A 15,130-nucleotide genomic window follows, 5' to 3' on the forward strand; every position below is an offset into this window, starting at 1 on the left:
GCTCCTGCCATGAGCGACAGAGCCGCCCTCCTCAAGGGCATTCGCGTCTGGTTGGTCCTCTTCGTGGTGTGCCTCGTCCTGAGCGGGGCCACCGCCTTCCCCCTGGTGCACGAACTGCGCTGGACCGAGAGCGCGTTGCGCGCGCTGTCCGTGCCGGGCCAGCTGCCCGGGCTCATGGCCTGGATCTCCCGGGTCCGTGACGGGCTCGACACGGCCGACGCCGACTACCCGTTCCTGCTCTACGGCACCGACTGGCTCGCCTTCGCCCACCTCGTCATCGCGGTCGCCTTCTACGGGCCGTACCGCGACCCCGTCCGCAACATCTGGGTGGTCGAGTTCGCGATGATCGCCTGCGCCGGCATCATCCCGCTCGCCCTGGTCTGCGGGCCGATCCGGGGCATCCCCTTCTGGTGGTCGCTGATCGACATGTCCTTCGGGGTGTTCGGGGTCGTCCCGCTGTACGTCGTACGGAAGAAGATCAAGCGGCTGGAGGCGCTCACGGCTGCATCGACAGCGCCGTGATCAGCCGCAAAAACTGTTGTCCGCCGGGCCCGCGCTCCGTCTCCTGCACGTCCCGCCTCCTCACGCACGGAGCCACCCCCCCCATGCCCACCCCCACCCACAAGCGCGTCAACAAGCACCGCCTCACCCGCCGGGGCCTGTTCACCCTCGGTGGCGGGCTCGCGGCGGCCGGAGCCCTCGGCGGTGGGATCGCCGCGTTGTCCGGTGCCGGGGCCGACGCGGCTCAGAGCACGTCGGCGAAGAAGCGGGCGTTCGCCCACCCCGGCATGCTGCACAACGCCGGCGACCTGCACCGGGCCAAGGTGCGGGTCGCCGCGGGCCGGGACCCCTGGCCGGCCGGCTGGCGGCGGCTCACCGCCAACCCGCACTCGCAGAGCACCTGGCAGGCCCGCCCGCAGGCCACCGTCTACCGCGGCACGGGTTCCGGGCAGAACTACCCTGCCCCACCGGCCCGAGACCGGCATCACCAGCACCGGCGGCGCCCACGCCGTCATGAACCACCGCGGGGAGAGCGTGACCCTGCGAGGCAAGGGCTATGTGCTGGTCCGCCGGCAGATCTCGCCGCAGTGCCGGGCCGGCGGCCTGGTCATGCCGGCCTGGACCGGTCTGAAGGGCAGGCTGTTCCACGTGGCCTCGGGCGGCGGCCGCCGCATGGACGACCCCCTCGGCACCGACCCCGCCGCCACCGGCATGGGCGACCCGGCCGTCGGCTACGACGTCCTGCCGGCCGGCACCCAGCAGATGTGGCAGAACGAGTACTTCTACCTCGACGGCAGCGTCACCCTCACCCAGAACGAACGCGGCGCCGACTACGGCCTCGGTGTCTTCCCGACCACCTGGGCCGCGGCCGGGAGGGACGTCACGACCGGCCCCGCGCAGGGCGCGCGGCGGTACGGCCTGGTCCGCGACACCGGACGCGACGACACCCCCGTCCCGCAGTACCTCACCCGCGCCACCCCGCCCGACACGGCGACGGTGCCGCAACGCTCACGGGTGCAGTGCTCCCGCGCGGCCATGACCTCGTCGCCGTGCTCGAAGGCTGCCGGTGTCTAACGGCCGCCGAGGCCCGCGCCGTTGCGCAGGCCGTGCAGGACGTCGACCCGGTTCGTGGTGATCGAGTCGACGCCCAGCTCCAGCAGGCGGCCCATCGAGCGGCGGGTGTCCGGGGTCCAGACGGACAGCAGGTAACCGTCGTGGTGGACGCGGGCCGCCAGCTCCCGGCTCACCAGGGAGAAGCGGTAGTTGAGCCAGCGCGGGCGGACCACGTCCAGCAGCGCGGGCCGGGGCGGGGCGAGGCTCGTCCAGGTCAGCGCGATCTCGGCGGCCGGGTCGGCGGCGCGCACGGCGAGCATCGCCTCGGCGCCCGCGCAGTAGTAGACGCGCTCCCGGGCCCCGCTCTGCCGGACCACGTCCATGACCCGGTCCACCGTCCGCCGCTCGACCCGCCCGCACAGGTCCACCATCACCCGGCTGTCGCCGGTCGCGGCCAGCGTCTCCGCCAGCGTCGGCACACCGCCCGCCGTGAGCCCGCGCAGTTCCTCGGCGGACAGCGCGGCGAGCGGCCGGCCGACTTCCCACAGCCGCTGCAGCGTGTCGTCGTGCAGCAGCACGGGGACGCCGTCGCGGGTGAGCCGTACGTCGATCTCGACCGCGTCCGCGCCCCGGCCGAGCGCGGAACGCAACGAGTCGATGGTGTTCTCACGGACACGGTAGGGGTCGCCGCGATGGGCCACGGCGGTCACGGTCTGCATGACCCCCATTGTGGGGTGCCCCCTTGCGAGCCGCGTCAGGAGGCGAGCCAGGTACTGGTGTACGTGTCGATCTCCGCCGCGATCCGGGCCTTGCCGTCGGCGTCCAGGAAGGAGGCCTCCACGGCGTTCTTCGCGAGGCCGGCGAGACCCCGCTCGTCCAGGTCGAGCAGCCGGGCGGCCACCGCGTACTCGTTGTTGAGGTCGGTGCCGAACATCGGAGGGTCGTCGGAGTTGATCGTCACCAGCACCCCGGCCCGCACGAACTCCTTGATCGGGTGCTCGTCCAGGGTGCGGACCGCGCGGGTGGCGATGTTCGAGGTCGGGCAGACCTCCAGCGGGATGCGCCGTTCGGCGAGGTGGGCGAGCAGCTTCGGGTCCTGCACGGAGCTGGTGCCGTGCCCGATGCGCTCGGCGCGCAGATGGGTCAGCGCGTCCCACACCGTCTCCGGGCCGGTCGTCTCGCCGGCGTGCGGGACCGAGCGCAGGCCTGCGGCGACGGCCCGGTCGAAGTACGGCTTGAACTGCGGCCTGGGCACGCCGATCTCGGGGCCGCCGAGCCCGAACGACACCAGGCCCTCCGGGCGGATCCGGTCGTCGGTGGCCAGCCGCGCGGTCTCCTCGGCGGACTCCAGCCCCGCCTCTCCCGGGATGTCGAAGCACCAGCGAAGGACGGTCCCGAACTCGGCCTCGGCCGCCTTGCGGGCGTCCTCGATCGCCGCCATGAAGCCCAGTTCGTCGATGCCGCGCCGGGCGGAGGAGAAGGGGGTGACGGTCAGCTCGGCGTAGCGCACCTGCTGCCGGGCCAGGTCGCGGGCGACCTCGTAGGTCAGCAGCCGGACGTCCTCCGGGGTGCGGATGAGATCGACGACCGACAGATACACGTCGATGAAGTGCGCGAAGTCCGTGAACGTGAAGTAGTCGGCGAGCGCCTCGGGGTCCGTCGGCACCTTGGAGTCGGGGTGCCGTGCGGCCAGCTCGGAGACGATGCGCGGGGAGGCGGAGCCGACGTGGTGGACGTGCAGTTCGGCCTTGGGCAGCCCGGCGATGAAGGTCCGCAGATCGCGGTCGGCCGTGCCGGCGGCGGGTACGGAGCTGTCGGTCATGGGGTCCTCCCCGAGCAGGGCGCCGGCGGCCCGGTGCGGGCGCGGCGCGGGTGATCGGCTGATCGTCGGTACGGACGACATCGTAGGCGGACGGGGGGTGCGGGCTGCTCGGCGGAGGGGCGGTGCGGCCGGCCCCGGCGCCTGGTCCGAGGGTGTGGGGCGCGGTGCGATCGGCGCGGTGGCGCCCTCTCGGCGGACCGGTCACGCGGCGGAGGTCTGCCCGCGGATGTGCACGCCCGGGATCCGCCGGATCCGCCGCCGGGGCCCTGCGTGGCTCCGCTGGGACCGGGCCGCGGTCGCGCGGCGGCGACGCCGTAGCATGGCGGGACGAACGACCGAGGGGGACATGCCAGTGAGCGACGGAGCGCAGCCGAGTGGAGTCCCGGGGGGCGACCACAACCCGTGGGCGCCGCCCGAGCACCGCACTTCGCTGGAGAAGAAGCAGCCCCAGCCGCAGGATCAGCCTCCCGTGCAGCCGCCGTCCGTGCACGACCAGGCGACCATGACCTCCCTGCCGACCGACGGCTTCGCCCCGCCCGCGTCTGCCCCCGGCTTCGCCCCGCTCGCGTCTCCTCCCGGCTTCCCACCGCCGGCCGCCTCCGGATTCGGCGTGCCGGGTACGGCCCCGGCGGGCGGCGAGGCGGTACCGCCTCCGCCGATCGGGCCCTCGGGGCCCGGCATACCCGTACCGCCCGCTTCCGGCGGCTACGGCTACCCCGGCTATCCCGCGGGCTACGGCTGGCCCAGCATGCCGATGGCCCCGCAGAACGGCATGGGCACCGCGGCGATGGTGCTCGGCATCCTCTCCCTGTGCCTGTTCTGCATGTACGGCGTCGTCTCGGTGGTCCTGGGCATCCTCGCGGTGGTCTTCGGCATCAAGGGCCGCCGGCGGGCCGATCGCGGCGAGGCCACCAATCACGGTCAGGCCCAGGCGGGGCTGATCATGGGCATCATCGGCATCGTGCTCGGCATCGTCGTGATCGTCCTGCTCGCGATCGGTATCACCGCCGCCATCCATGACGGGCGCACGCACTCCGGCCCGTACGACGACGACTCCGCCCGTGGCGTCTCGGTGACGGTGGCCGCGGACCGCTGAGTCCGCCGGGCCGTGGCCTCACGGCACCCGTCCGTCGGCCTGAACCCACCCCCTCCTCCTGTGTGCGCCATTACGATGCCTTGATCGTCAACGGAGGGGAAAGCACTTCATGTCCAACATCAACCCAGAAGCCGGTGGTTTCGGTCAGCCGGCTCCGCAGCAGCCGCCGGGATACGGATACCCGCAGCAGCCGGGGCCCGGCTACGGCTACTCTCAGCCGGGGCCGTCCTACCCGGCCGCGCCGCCCGCGGCATATCCGCAGATGCCCGGGTACGGGATGCCGATGCAGCCGAGCAACGGCATGGGCACCACGGGACTGGTGCTGGGCATCATCGGCGTGGTCTGCAGCCTCACCATCGCCATGGAAATCCTCGGGATGATCCTGGGCATCCTGGCCATCATCTTCGGTGCCATCGGCCGGGGTAAGGCCAATCGGGGCGAGGCCACCAACAGGGGCGCGGCGACCGCCGGTCTCGTCTGCGGCATCATCGCCACGGTGCTCCTGCCGCTGCTGGTCTTCTTGTTCTTCGCCAGCATGTTCAGCGCCGGCACGTTCTGACGACGGCCCGGGACCCTGCGACGGCCCGGGACCCTGCGACTGCGCGGGCGCCGCGACCGACCGGGAGCCGACGCCGGGGGGCCGGCCTTCAGGCCGGGCCCCTCAGGCCCCGGCCCGCCGCAGGGTCCCGGCCCCCTTCACGCCCTGGCCCCCATCACGCCCCGGCACCCGCCAACCGCTCACGTGCCTCCATCAGCGCAAACCCCAGCAGGTTCGGCCCCCGCCAGCGCTCCGGATCCGAGGCCGCCTCGTCGTCCGCCGCCAGCCCGATGCCCCATATGCGGTCCACCGGGCTCGCCTCCACCAGCACCCGGTCGCCCGTGCCCAGCAGGAACGCGCGCAGATCGTCGTCCGACGCGAACTTGTGCACGCTGCCCTCGACCACGATCCGGAACCGCTCCCGCTCCCACACCGCCTCGTCGAAACCCCGGACCAGCCGGCCGGCCTTCTTGGCCTGGGAGGGATGCCCTGCGGCCAGCACCCTGCGCTCCGCCTCCGCGTCCCCGAACAGCCGTGCCTTGCCGGCCATCATCCAGTGCTCGGCCGTCGCGTACTCCACTCCGTCCACCGTGAACGGCGACGGCCACCACTGGCTCAGACAGCTCGCGCCGATCCTGCCGTCCGGCCGCGGCCGGTGCCCCCAGAAGTGGAGGTACCTGATCCGGCCGCCCGCCCGGACCTCCCTGATCAGGGCTTCCACCCCGTCGATCTTCCCCATGCACGCGAGTCTGGCACGCACCACTGACACTCCGTCCGCCCTTTTCCGCCCCGACTCGACACCTGGTCGACAGATTCCGTCGCGTAACCAAAAGGCAACAACGGAATCACTTGTTGGAGTCCTATTGCTCTGTCAGGATCGGCACTCAAATCGAGCTGGAGCTACGCCACCCACCCCCCGGGACGGGGCGCACGGCGGAGGAGAGCGACATGCACAACCCGGGCACCGCCACCCCGGAACGATTCCCCGCACAGGAGCGATTCGCCGAGGGCGCGCAGTTCATCGGCGGCCGACCGACGAAGGGCACCTCGGGCCGTACCCACGCCGTGGTCGACCCCGCCACCGGCGAGGAGGTGTACCGCTACGAGCTGGCCGGCACCGACGACGTCGACGCGGCCGTCGCCGCCGCCCGCGCGGCCTTCCCGGGCTGGGCCTCGGCCACCCCGGGCGAGCGCTCCGACGCCCTGCACCGGTTCGCGGCCGTGCTCGCCGACCGCGCGGAGGACTTCGCCCGCGCCGAGTCCCTGCAGTGCGGCAAGCCGCTGAAGCTGACCCGCGAGTTCGACGTGCCGGGGACCATCGACAACACCGCCTTCTTCGCGGGTGCCGCCCGGCACCTGGCGGGGCAGTCCGCCGGTGAGTACTCCGGCGACCACACGTCGTACGTCCGGCGCGAGCCGATCGGTGTCGTCGGGTCGATCGCGCCCTGGAACTACCCCCTCCAGATGGCCGCCTGGAAGATCCTCCCGGCGATCGCCGCCGGCAACACGATCGTGCTGAAGCCGGCCGAGCTGACCCCGCTCACCTCGCTGCTCTTCGCCCAGGCCGCCACCGACGCAGGCATCCCCGACGGTGTGATCAACATCGTGACCGGGGCCGGGAAGGAGGCGGGCGAGCACCTGGTCGGCCACCCGGATGTCGCCATGACCTCCTTCACCGGGTCCACGGCCGTCGGCAAGCGCGTCGCCGAGGTCGCCACCGCCACGGTCAAGCGGCTGCACCTGGAGCTCGGCGGCAAGGCGCCCTTCGTCGTCTTCGACGACGCCGATCTGGAGGCCGCCGTCCACGGCGCCGTCGCCGGTGCGCTCATCAACACCGGGCAGGACTGCACGGCCGCCACGCGCGCGTACGTGCAGCGGCCGCTGTACGAGGCCTTCGTGGAGCGGACCGCCGCCCTGATGGAGACCGTGCGGCTCGGTGACCCCTTCGCCCCCGGCACCGACCTCGGGCCGCTCATCTCGCACGTCCAGCGGGACCGGGTCGCCGCCTTCGTGGACCGCGCCCGTGCCTACGCGCGCGTGGTCACCGGCGGCGAGGCACCCGAGGGCGATCTGGCGAAGGGCGCCTACTACCGGCCGACCCTGATCGCCGACGCCGCCCAGGACAGCGAGATCGTCCAGTCCGAGATCTTCGGTCCGGTACTGGTCGTCCTGCCCTTCGACAGCGATGACGACGGCATCCGGTTGGCCAACGACACCCCGTACGGCCTCGCCGCCTCCGCGTGGAGCGGCAACGTCTACCGCGCGAACCGAGCCACCCGCGAGATCAAGGCGGGCTGCGTGTGGATCAACGACCACATCCCGATCATCAGCGAGATGCCGCACGGCGGCTACAAGGCGTCCGGCTTCGGCAAGGACATGTCGGCGTACTCCTTCGAGGAGTACACGCAGGTCAAGCACGTAATGTTCGACAACACGGCGGTCGCCCGCAAGGGCTGGCACCGCACGATCTTCGGGGACCGGTAGCAGCCGTTTGTCCGGCTGCCGCCGGGTGTGACGCTCCGGCCCTCGACCAGGCCGACCACTCAACCCTCCCGAAAGGGCACCATGCGCATGGAGCAGTACGAGCCCGACCGCCTCACCCCGGTCGAAGTCGCCGCCATACGGCGCAGTCTGCGCAGCGGCCGCGCCGCGATGACCCGCCGTTCGCTGCTGCGCGCCTCCGCGGGCGGCGCGCTCGCGGTCGGCGGACTCGGGGCGCTGAGCGCCTGCGGGATCCCCGCGGCGACCAAGACGCAAGGGGGTGTGTCCGCCGACGACCACTCGGCCAAGGAGAGGGTCGTCAACTTCTCCAACTGGCCCGAGTACATCGACGTGGACGACAAGACCAAGCGGCACCCCACGCTCGACGCCTTCGCCAGGCGGACCGGCATCCAGGTGAAGTACACCGAGGACATCAACGACAACGACGAGTTCTTCGGCAAGATCCAGCCGCAGCTCGCCGCGGGCCAGGACACCGGCCGTGACCTCGTCGTGCTCACCGACTGGCTGGCCGCCCGCATGATCCGCCTCGGGTACGTCCAGAAACTGGACCCGTCCAACCTGCCGCACGCCTTCGCCAACCTGTCGGACCAGTTCCGCGCCCCCGACTGGGACCCGGGCCGGGCCTACTCGTACCCCTGGCAGGGCATCTCCACCGTCATCGCCTACAACAAGAAGGCACTCGACGGCATCGAGGTGAAGTCGGTCTCCGACCTGCTCGACAACCCCAAGCTCAAGGGCCGCGTCGGCTTCCTGACCGAGATGCGCGACAGCATCGGCATGACCATGCTCGACATGGGCAAGGACCCGGCGAAGTTCACCGACGACGACTTCGACGCGGTGATCGCCCGCCTGCAGAAGGCCGTCGACAAGGGCCAGATCCGCCGCTTCACCGGCAATGACTACACGTCCGACCTCAGCAAGGGCGACTTCGCCGCCTGTATCGCCTGGGCCGGTGACATCGTCCAGCTCCAGGCCGACAGCCCGGACGTCGGCTACGTCATCCCCGACAGCGGCTACATGACCTCGACCGACAACATGCTGATCCCCAACAGGGCGCGCCACAAGACGAACGCCGAGCGGCTCATCGACTTCTTCTACGAGCCCGAGCCGGCCGCCGAACTCGCCGCGTACATCAACTACGTGAGCCCGGTCGCGGGGGTGAAGCCGTATCTTGCCAAGATCGACAAGAGCGCGGCGGACAACCCGCTGATCCTCCCCGACAAGGCCATGCAGGCCCGGTCCCACGCCTTCCGCTCGCTGACGCAGAAGGAAGAGACCGCCTACCAGCAGAAGTTCTCGAAGCTCACAGGGGCGTGACGACGATGACGACACCAGACAACAGCGGCGACGTCCGCCTCTCCGGTATCAGCAAGACGTACGACAACGGGTTCACCGCCGTACAGCCGCTGGACCTGACCGTGCCGCAGGGCTCCTTCTTCGCCCTGCTCGGCGCCTCCGGCTGCGGCAAGACCACCACCCTGCGCATGATCGCCGGCCTGGAGGAGCCCACGACGGGCACCGTCCACCTCGGCGACCAGGAAGTGACCAACCTGCCGCCCTACAAGCGGCCGGTGAACACCGTCTTCCAGTCCTACGCCCTCTTCCCGCACCTCGACATCTTCGAGAACGTCGCCTTCGGGCTGCGCCGGCGCGGCATGAAGAGCGTGAAGAAACAGGTCGAGGAGATGCTGGAGCTGGTCCAGCTCGGCGAGCAGGCGCGCAAGAAGCCGCACCAGCTCTCCGGTGGCCAGCAGCAGCGCGTCGCCGTCGCCCGCGCCCTCATCAACCACCCCAAGGTGCTGCTGCTCGACGAGCCGCTCGGCGCCCTCGACCTCAAGCTGCGCCGCCAGATGCAGCTGGAGCTCAAGCGCATCCAGACCGAGGTCGGCATCACCTTCGTCCATGTCACGCACGACCAGGAGGAGGCCATGACCATGGCCGACACGGTCGCCGTGATGAACGCGGGCCGCGTCGAGCAGCTGGGCTCGCCCACCGACCTGTACGAGAACCCGAACACGACCTTCGTCGCAAACTTCCTCGGCACCTCCAACCTCATCGAGGCCGAGGTCGACACGAAGAACGGCGACGACATCGTGCTCAAGGCGGGCGGCGGCAAGCTGGTGCTGCCGAAGGCGCGATGTGCGGCCCCGACGACGGCCGGCGGCAAGGTGCTGGTCGGTATCCGCCCCGAGAAGATCTCCCTCACGCACGCCGACGACGCGGGGGACATCCCCGAGGGCCGCAACCGCCTCACCGGCAGGATCGCCGACGCCAGCTTCATCGGTGTCTCCACCCAGTACGTGATAGACAGCCCGGTCTGCGACGAGCTCGCGGTGTACGTCCAGAACGTCGAGCGCGACGGCCGGCTCGTGCCCGGCGCGGACGTCGTACTGCACTGGAGCCCGGCGCACACCTTCGGCCTGGACGCGGCCCAGGACATCGACGCGGGCACCGAGGAAGAGGCGGCCGCCTGATGACGACGCTCACCGAAGCCGAGGCGCCCCCGCCGCTCGCGCCCACCGCACCGGAGCAGAAGCCCCCGCGCAAGCGCGGCCGGTTCACCCCGTACTGGCTGCTGCTGCCCGGCATCCTCTGGCTGATCGTCTTCTTCGCCCTGCCGATGATCTACCAGGCCTCCACCTCCGTGCAGCAGGGCTCCCTGGAGCAGGGCTACAAGGTCACCTGGCACTTCGCCACCTACTGGGATGCGTTCAGCGAGTACTGGCCGCAGTTCCTGCGGTCCGTCTTCTACGCGGCCGGCGCCACGGTCCTGTGCCTCCTGCTCGGCTACCCGCTGGCCTATCTGATCGCGTTCCGCGCGGGCCGCTGGCGGAACCTGATCATGGTCCTGGTGATCGCGCCGTTCTTCACCAGCTTCCTGATCCGCACCCTGGCCTGGAAGACGATCCTCGCCGACAACGGCCCGGTGGTGCACGTCCTGAACTCGCTGCACGTCCTGGACGTCACCAACTGGCTCGGCTGGACGGCCGGCGACCGCGTCCTCGCCACACCGCTGGCGGTGGTGTGCGGACTGACGTACAACTTCCTGCCGTTCATGATCCTGCCGCTGTACACCTCGCTGGAGCGGATCGACGGGCGGCTGCACGAGGCGGCCGGCGACCTGTACGCCAGGCCGTGGACCACCTTCCGCAAGGTGACTTTCCCGCTGTCGATGCCGGGCGTGGTCTCCGGCACGCTGCTGACCTTCATCCCGGCGGCCGGTGACTACGTCAACTCCGAACTGCTCGGCTCCACCGACACCCGCATGATCGGAAACGTCATCCAGACGCAGTTCCTGCGGATCCTGGACTACCCGACCGCCGCGGCGCTCTCCTTCATCCTCATGGCCGCGATCCTGGCCATGGTCACGATCTACATCCGCCGGTCCGGGACGGAGGACCTGGTCTAAATGCCCTTCGTCAACTGGCTCAAGCGCCATCTCGTCGTCATCGCGGGAACCCTGACCCTCGCGTACCTGCTGCTGCCCAACGTCATCGTGACGGTGTTCTCCTTCAACAAGCCGAAGGGGCGCTTCAACTACGAGTGGCAGCAGTTCTCCCTGGACGCCTGGAAGCAGCCGTGTGGGGTCGCCGACATGTGCGGCTCGCTGTCCATCAGCCTCCAGATCGCGGTGTGGGCGACGGTCGGCGCCACGATCCTCGGCACGATGATCGCCTTCGCGCTGGTCCGCTACCGCTTCCGCGCCCGCGGCTCCGTCAACTCGCTGATCTTCCTGCCGATGGCGATGCCCGAGGTCGTCATGGCCGCCTCGCTGCTCACCCTGTTCCTCAACATGGGCGCGCAGCTCGGCTTCTGGACGATCCTCATCGCCCACATCATGTTCTGCCTCAGCTTCGTCGTCACCGCGGTCAAGGCGCGCGTGATGTCGATGGACCCGCGCCTGGAGGAGGCCGCCCGGGACCTGTACGCCGGTCCCGTGCAGACCTTCCTGCGGGTCACCCTGCCCATCGCGGCACCGGGCATCGCGGCGGGCGCGCTGCTGTCGTTCGCGCTGTCCTTCGACGACTTCATCATCACGAACTTCAACGCCGGCTCGACCGTCACCTTCCCGATGTTCGTGTGGGGTTCGGCGCAGCGCGGAACACCGGTCCAGATCAATGTGATCGGTACGGCCATGTTCCTCGTCGCCGTCCTCATCACCCTGTTCTCGATGCTCGTCGGCAACAGCCGCAACAAACAAAGGGCATAAGCCTTTTCAGGAATTCCCCGTCGGGAAAGTCCACTGTAGGGAGTTGAAATCATGGCCCCAAGCGCCATGAGTCGTGGCAAAGACAACTGGATCGCTTCTCTCTCCGAAGCCCAGCCGGTGCCGTACTGGCTGGAAGACCCCGGCAAACCCCACCCCGAGCCCGCCCTCACCGGCACCGACACCTGCGACCTGCTGGTCGTCGGCGGCGGCTACAGCGGACTGTGGACCGCGCTCAACGCGAAAGAGCGCGATCCGCAGCGGGACGTGGTCCTGCTGGAAGGCCGCGAGGTGGGCTGGGCCGCCTCCGGCCGCAACGGCGGCTTCTGCGCCGCCTCCCTCACCCATGGCCTGCCCAACGGCCTCACCCGCTGGCCCGACGAGATCCAGAAGCTCGAGGAACTGGGCCGGCGCAACCTGGACGAGATCGAGGCCGCGATCGCCCGGCACGGCATCGACTGCGACTTCGAGCGCACCGGCGAGATCGACGTCGCCACCGAGACCTACCAGGCCTGGGAACTGCGCGACTGGCACAAGGAGTTGGCGGAGCAGGGCCTCGCGGACGGCATCGAGTTCCTGGACGCCGACGCCGTGCGCGAGCAGGTGAACTCGCCCACCTTCGAGGCCGGTCTGTGGGACCGCCGGGGCGTGGCCATGCTGCACCCGGCGAAGCTGGCGTGGGGCCTGAAGAAGGCGTGTCTGCAGCTCGGGGTGCGGGTGTACGAGCACACGCCCGCGCTGACGTTGAAGCCGTACGGCGCCGGGATGGCCGTACGCACGCCGTACGGCGCGGTCCGCGCCCGCAGGGTCGCGCTCGGCACCAACATCTTCCCCAGCCTGCTGCGCCGCGTGCGCTCCTACACCGTCCCGGTCTACGACTACGCGCTGATGACCGAGCCGCTGAGTGACGCGCAACTGGAGTCGGTCGGCTGGAAGAACAGACAGGGACTCGGCGACTCGGCCAACCAGTTCCACTACTTCCGCCTCTCCGCCGACAACCGCATCCTGTGGGGCGGCTACGACGCGATCCACCACTACGGCGGCCGGGTGCGCGCCGAGTACGACGACCGGCCGGAGACCTACGCCAAGCTCGCCGGCCACTTCTTCACCTGCTTCCCGCAGTTGGAGGGCGTCCGCTTCACGCATGCCTGGGGCGGCGCGATCGACACCTGCTCGCGCTTCTCGGCGTTCTTCGGCACGGCACACCAGGGGAAGGTCGCGTACGCGGCCGGGTACACCGGCCTGGGTGTCGGAGCGACCCGCTTCGGCGCGGACGTGATGCTCGACCTGCTGGACGGGGAGCGCACCGAGCGGACGGAGCTGGAGATGGTCCGCAAGAAGCCGCTGCCGTTCCCGCCCGAGCCGTTCGCCTGGACCGGGATCGCCCTCACCAAGTGGTCCCTGGCCCGCGCGGACGCGCACGGCGGGCGGCGCAACCTGTGGCTGCGCACCATGGACCGGCTGGGGCTGGGCTTCGACAGCTGAGGCCTTTCGTCGGCCTGCGGGGCTTGTACCCGGCCCCTGTGGCTGGGTCAAGCCCCGAGTTTCCGGAGCATGACTCCGCCGCCGCGTTCCGGCGTACTTGAAGCACGGGCCTCACCGGGAGGCACCGACTTCCACACCGGAACAGCAGGAGAAGACCATGACCCTCATCAACCGCTTCGACCGCAAGCACGACGACGCCCGTCCCAAGCGCCGCCTGGGCGGCCTGGCGACGGCGGTGGCCTCCGCCGTCGTCGTTGCCGGAGCCGTCATGCTGCCGGTGGCGGCCGCCACGGCGGCGCCGATGCACCAGACGTCCGCGGTGACCATGACTCCCCGCCACGACCATCACGACGGGGACTACTGGAGCTACGACTGGGACCACCACCACCGTCACCATCACTGCGACGACGACTGGTACTGGTACTACTACTGACGGTCACCCCCGGCCCGCTAGCGAAATGTGACCCAGGTCACCTCGATGGGGGCGTGGAACCCGCGTAATGCCCTCGGGAAGGCCTCCCTCTCTCCTCCTGACGCGACCGCTCCGGACGGTCGGGCGAGAGACAGGGAGGCCTTGACGATGACTGGGGCGAAGACGGCCGTCGAATGGCTGGCATCCGCCGCACCGGACCCCGAAGCCTGCCGCTGGGAATGGGAGCGCAATCCCCTCGGGGTCGCGCTGCTGCCGGCCGGCAGGGCCTGGGACGTACTGATCCTGCCGGGTGACCTCGGCTATCCGACGCTGGACGTGCTCATCCGCGTACTCGACCGACCCGGCCCGGTGCTGGTCGACTTCGGCGACAACCGGGTCGGGTTCTTCGTGCCGCCGGGCACCGCGGCCCGCTGGATCGGCACCGGCATCCGCACCGCCGGGCCCGGCACCTGGATCGTCGTGCCGTATCCGGGCCGGGCGACCCGTGGCGTGCGCTGGCTGGTGCCGCCGGACGGCTCCGGCACGCTGACCGACCCGGCGCTGCTGGAGCTGGCGATGCACGAGGCGGCGGCGCGGCTGGCCGGGGGAGGGGACGGGGACCGGTAGCGCCGCATGGGACTCAGCCGGAGCCGCGCGTCCCTTCCTCCGTCAGGACACCCGGCTTCGTCAGGACACCCGGCCCCGTCAAGGCCTCCGCCTTCTTCAAGACGCCAGGCTTCTTCGAGACCCCCGGCACCAGGGAAAGGGCGGTCAGCAGCACGGTGCACAGGCACCAGCTGGCCACCACGTCCATCGGCCAGTGCCAGCCGTGCCGGACGAGCCCGTACGACACTCCGAGCACCAGGACCGCGCACCCGGCGACCAGGCTCCGGCGGGCGGCCGTTGAGCGCAGCCAGGGCAGCAGGAGCAGTGTCGCGGAGCCGTAGGCGACGGCCGCCGTGGCCGTGTGCCCGGAGGGGAAATAGCCGACAGCCGGAGGCACCACGGGGGTCCCCGGCCGTGCGGTCCAGTCCTTGAGGGGTACGACGATCGCCGGGACCAGCGCCATGAGTACGGCCGCGGCGGCGGGTGGCAGCCACCACCGTTCCGTACCGGTGGACCGTCCCCGCCAGAGGACGTAGAGCACGGCCGCGGCGAGCACCGGGACGGCGACCTGGATGTTGCCGAGGTCGGAGAGGTACGCGCCGAATCCGTCCCGATGGACCAGGTCCCGGCTGAGGCGGGAGTCCAGGCGCAGCAGCGGGCCGTGGGTCACGACCTGCCAGGTGATCGCGGCGAAGAGGCCGGCCGGGAGACCGAGGAGCGCAAAGAGGCGGGCTGAGGTCGACACGGTGCCCAGCTTCGCAGGTCCGTTCGGCCCGGAACGCATCGTCGGGCCATGTCCGGGAAACCGGCTCGATCCGGACCGGGACCGCCTGGTGCAAGGCAAGGAGAAGGAGGTCGGCCGCCCCGGAACAGGGGGGGTAGTTCCGAGGCGGCCGTCCGGATCGGAA

General features: G+C 70.6%; 15 protein-coding genes and 2 pseudogenes. 13 read left to right on the forward strand and 4 right to left on the reverse strand.

Annotation, left to right across the window (positions count from 1 at the left end):
- The first annotated feature begins 9 nt into the window (after nt 1-9).
- The 3 genes and pseudogenes from LMU33_RS26245 to LMU33_RS26255 all read left to right on the forward strand — a co-directional run.
- Nucleotides 10-522, forward strand: coding sequence for a hypothetical protein (locus tag LMU33_RS26245; protein ID WP_228623062.1), 513 nt, complete (start codon nt 10-12; stop codon nt 520-522).
- 83 nt (nt 523-605) lie between these two features.
- Nucleotides 606-959, forward strand: a pseudogene (locus LMU33_RS26250) (alginate lyase family protein); the annotation flags it as partial.
- A 1-nt stretch (nt 960) separates the two neighbouring features.
- Nucleotides 961-1,575: pseudogene (locus tag LMU33_RS26255) on the forward strand (sigma-70 family RNA polymerase sigma factor); the annotation flags it as partial.
- On the opposite strand, the gene LMU33_RS26260 reads toward LMU33_RS26255, so the two are convergent.
- Both LMU33_RS26260 and LMU33_RS26265 read right to left on the reverse strand, forming a co-directional pair.
- Nucleotides 1,572-2,273, reverse strand: a complete 702-nt coding sequence (locus LMU33_RS26260; RefSeq protein ID WP_228623063.1) for a glycerophosphodiester phosphodiesterase — start codon at nt 2,271-2,273, stop codon at nt 1,572-1,574. The pseudogene LMU33_RS26255 and the gene LMU33_RS26260 sit on opposite strands and share 4 nt — an antisense overlap.
- 35 nt (nt 2,274-2,308) lie before the next feature.
- Nucleotides 2,309-3,376 (reverse strand): adenosine deaminase, encoded by a 1,068-nt coding sequence (locus LMU33_RS26265; protein WP_228623064.1) that lies wholly within the window; start codon nt 3,374-3,376, stop codon nt 2,309-2,311.
- A 346-nt stretch (nt 3,377-3,722) separates the two neighbouring features.
- Here LMU33_RS26265 and LMU33_RS26270 point away from each other — a divergent pair, with 346 nt between their 5' ends.
- The gene (locus tag LMU33_RS26270) at nt 3,723-4,472 is read left to right on the forward strand and encodes a DUF4190 domain-containing protein (protein WP_228623065.1); all 750 of its coding nucleotides are present in this window, start codon (nt 3,723-3,725) and stop codon (nt 4,470-4,472) included.
- 109 nt (nt 4,473-4,581) lie between these two features.
- Entirely contained in the window at nt 4,582-5,031 is a 450-nt protein-coding gene (locus LMU33_RS26275; protein ID WP_228623066.1) for a DUF4190 domain-containing protein, read from the forward strand.
- Between the two features lie 154 nt (nt 5,032-5,185).
- On the opposite strand, the gene ybiA is transcribed toward LMU33_RS26275, so the two are convergent.
- Entirely contained in the window at nt 5,186-5,749 is a 564-nt protein-coding gene (gene ybiA, locus LMU33_RS26280; RefSeq protein WP_228623067.1) for a riboflavin biosynthesis intermediates N-glycosidase, read from the reverse strand.
- Between the two features lie 209 nt (nt 5,750-5,958).
- Here ybiA and LMU33_RS26285 point away from each other — a divergent pair, with 209 nt between their 5' ends.
- From LMU33_RS26285 to LMU33_RS26320, 8 genes are all read left to right on the forward strand, one after another.
- The gene (locus tag LMU33_RS26285; protein WP_228623068.1) at nt 5,959-7,494 is read left to right on the forward strand and encodes a gamma-aminobutyraldehyde dehydrogenase; all 1,536 of its coding nucleotides are present in this window, start codon (nt 5,959-5,961) and stop codon (nt 7,492-7,494) included.
- A gap of 87 nt (nt 7,495-7,581) precedes the next feature.
- Nucleotides 7,582-8,829 (forward strand): ABC transporter substrate-binding protein, encoded by a 1,248-nt coding sequence (locus LMU33_RS26290; protein WP_228623069.1) that lies wholly within the window; start codon nt 7,582-7,584, stop codon nt 8,827-8,829.
- A 5-nt stretch (nt 8,830-8,834) separates the two neighbouring features.
- Nucleotides 8,835-9,986: an ABC transporter ATP-binding protein gene (locus LMU33_RS26295; protein WP_249814259.1), complete on the forward strand. Its 1,152-nt coding sequence runs from the start codon at nt 8,835-8,837 to the stop codon at nt 9,984-9,986.
- Nucleotides 9,986-10,921 carry an ABC transporter permease gene (locus LMU33_RS26300; protein WP_228623071.1) on the forward strand — a complete coding sequence of 312 codons (936 nt, stop codon included), beginning with the start codon at nt 9,986-9,988 and terminating at the stop codon, nt 10,919-10,921. The genes LMU33_RS26295 and LMU33_RS26300 overlap by 1 nt, the downstream gene beginning before the upstream one ends.
- Nucleotides 10,922-11,722 (forward strand): ABC transporter permease, encoded by an 801-nt coding sequence (locus LMU33_RS26305; RefSeq protein WP_228623072.1) that lies wholly within the window; start codon nt 10,922-10,924, stop codon nt 11,720-11,722.
- Between the two features lie 51 nt (nt 11,723-11,773).
- Nucleotides 11,774-13,204: an NAD(P)/FAD-dependent oxidoreductase gene (locus LMU33_RS26310; RefSeq protein WP_228623073.1), complete on the forward strand. Its 1,431-nt coding sequence runs from the start codon at nt 11,774-11,776 to the stop codon at nt 13,202-13,204.
- A gap of 157 nt (nt 13,205-13,361) precedes the next feature.
- Nucleotides 13,362-13,637 carry a hypothetical protein gene (locus tag LMU33_RS26315; protein WP_228623074.1) on the forward strand — a complete coding sequence of 92 codons (276 nt, stop codon included), beginning with the start codon at nt 13,362-13,364 and terminating at the stop codon, nt 13,635-13,637.
- Nucleotides 13,638-13,784: 147 nt separating this feature from the next.
- Nucleotides 13,785-14,243, forward strand: a complete 459-nt coding sequence (locus tag LMU33_RS26320) for a hypothetical protein (protein WP_228623075.1) — start codon at nt 13,785-13,787, stop codon at nt 14,241-14,243.
- Nucleotides 14,244-14,256: 13 nt separating this feature from the next.
- Here the strand turns inward: LMU33_RS26320 and LMU33_RS26325 are convergent, their stop codons facing one another.
- Complete coding sequence (locus LMU33_RS26325; protein ID WP_372478057.1) at nt 14,257-15,006, reverse strand: phosphatase PAP2 family protein; 750 nt, start codon at nt 15,004-15,006, stop codon at nt 14,257-14,259.
- Nucleotides 15,007-15,130 lie beyond the last annotated feature (124 nt).

Source organism: Streptomyces barringtoniae (assembly GCF_020819595.1).
Taxonomy (GTDB): Bacteria; Actinomycetota; Actinomycetes; order Streptomycetales; family Streptomycetaceae; genus Streptomyces; species Streptomyces barringtoniae.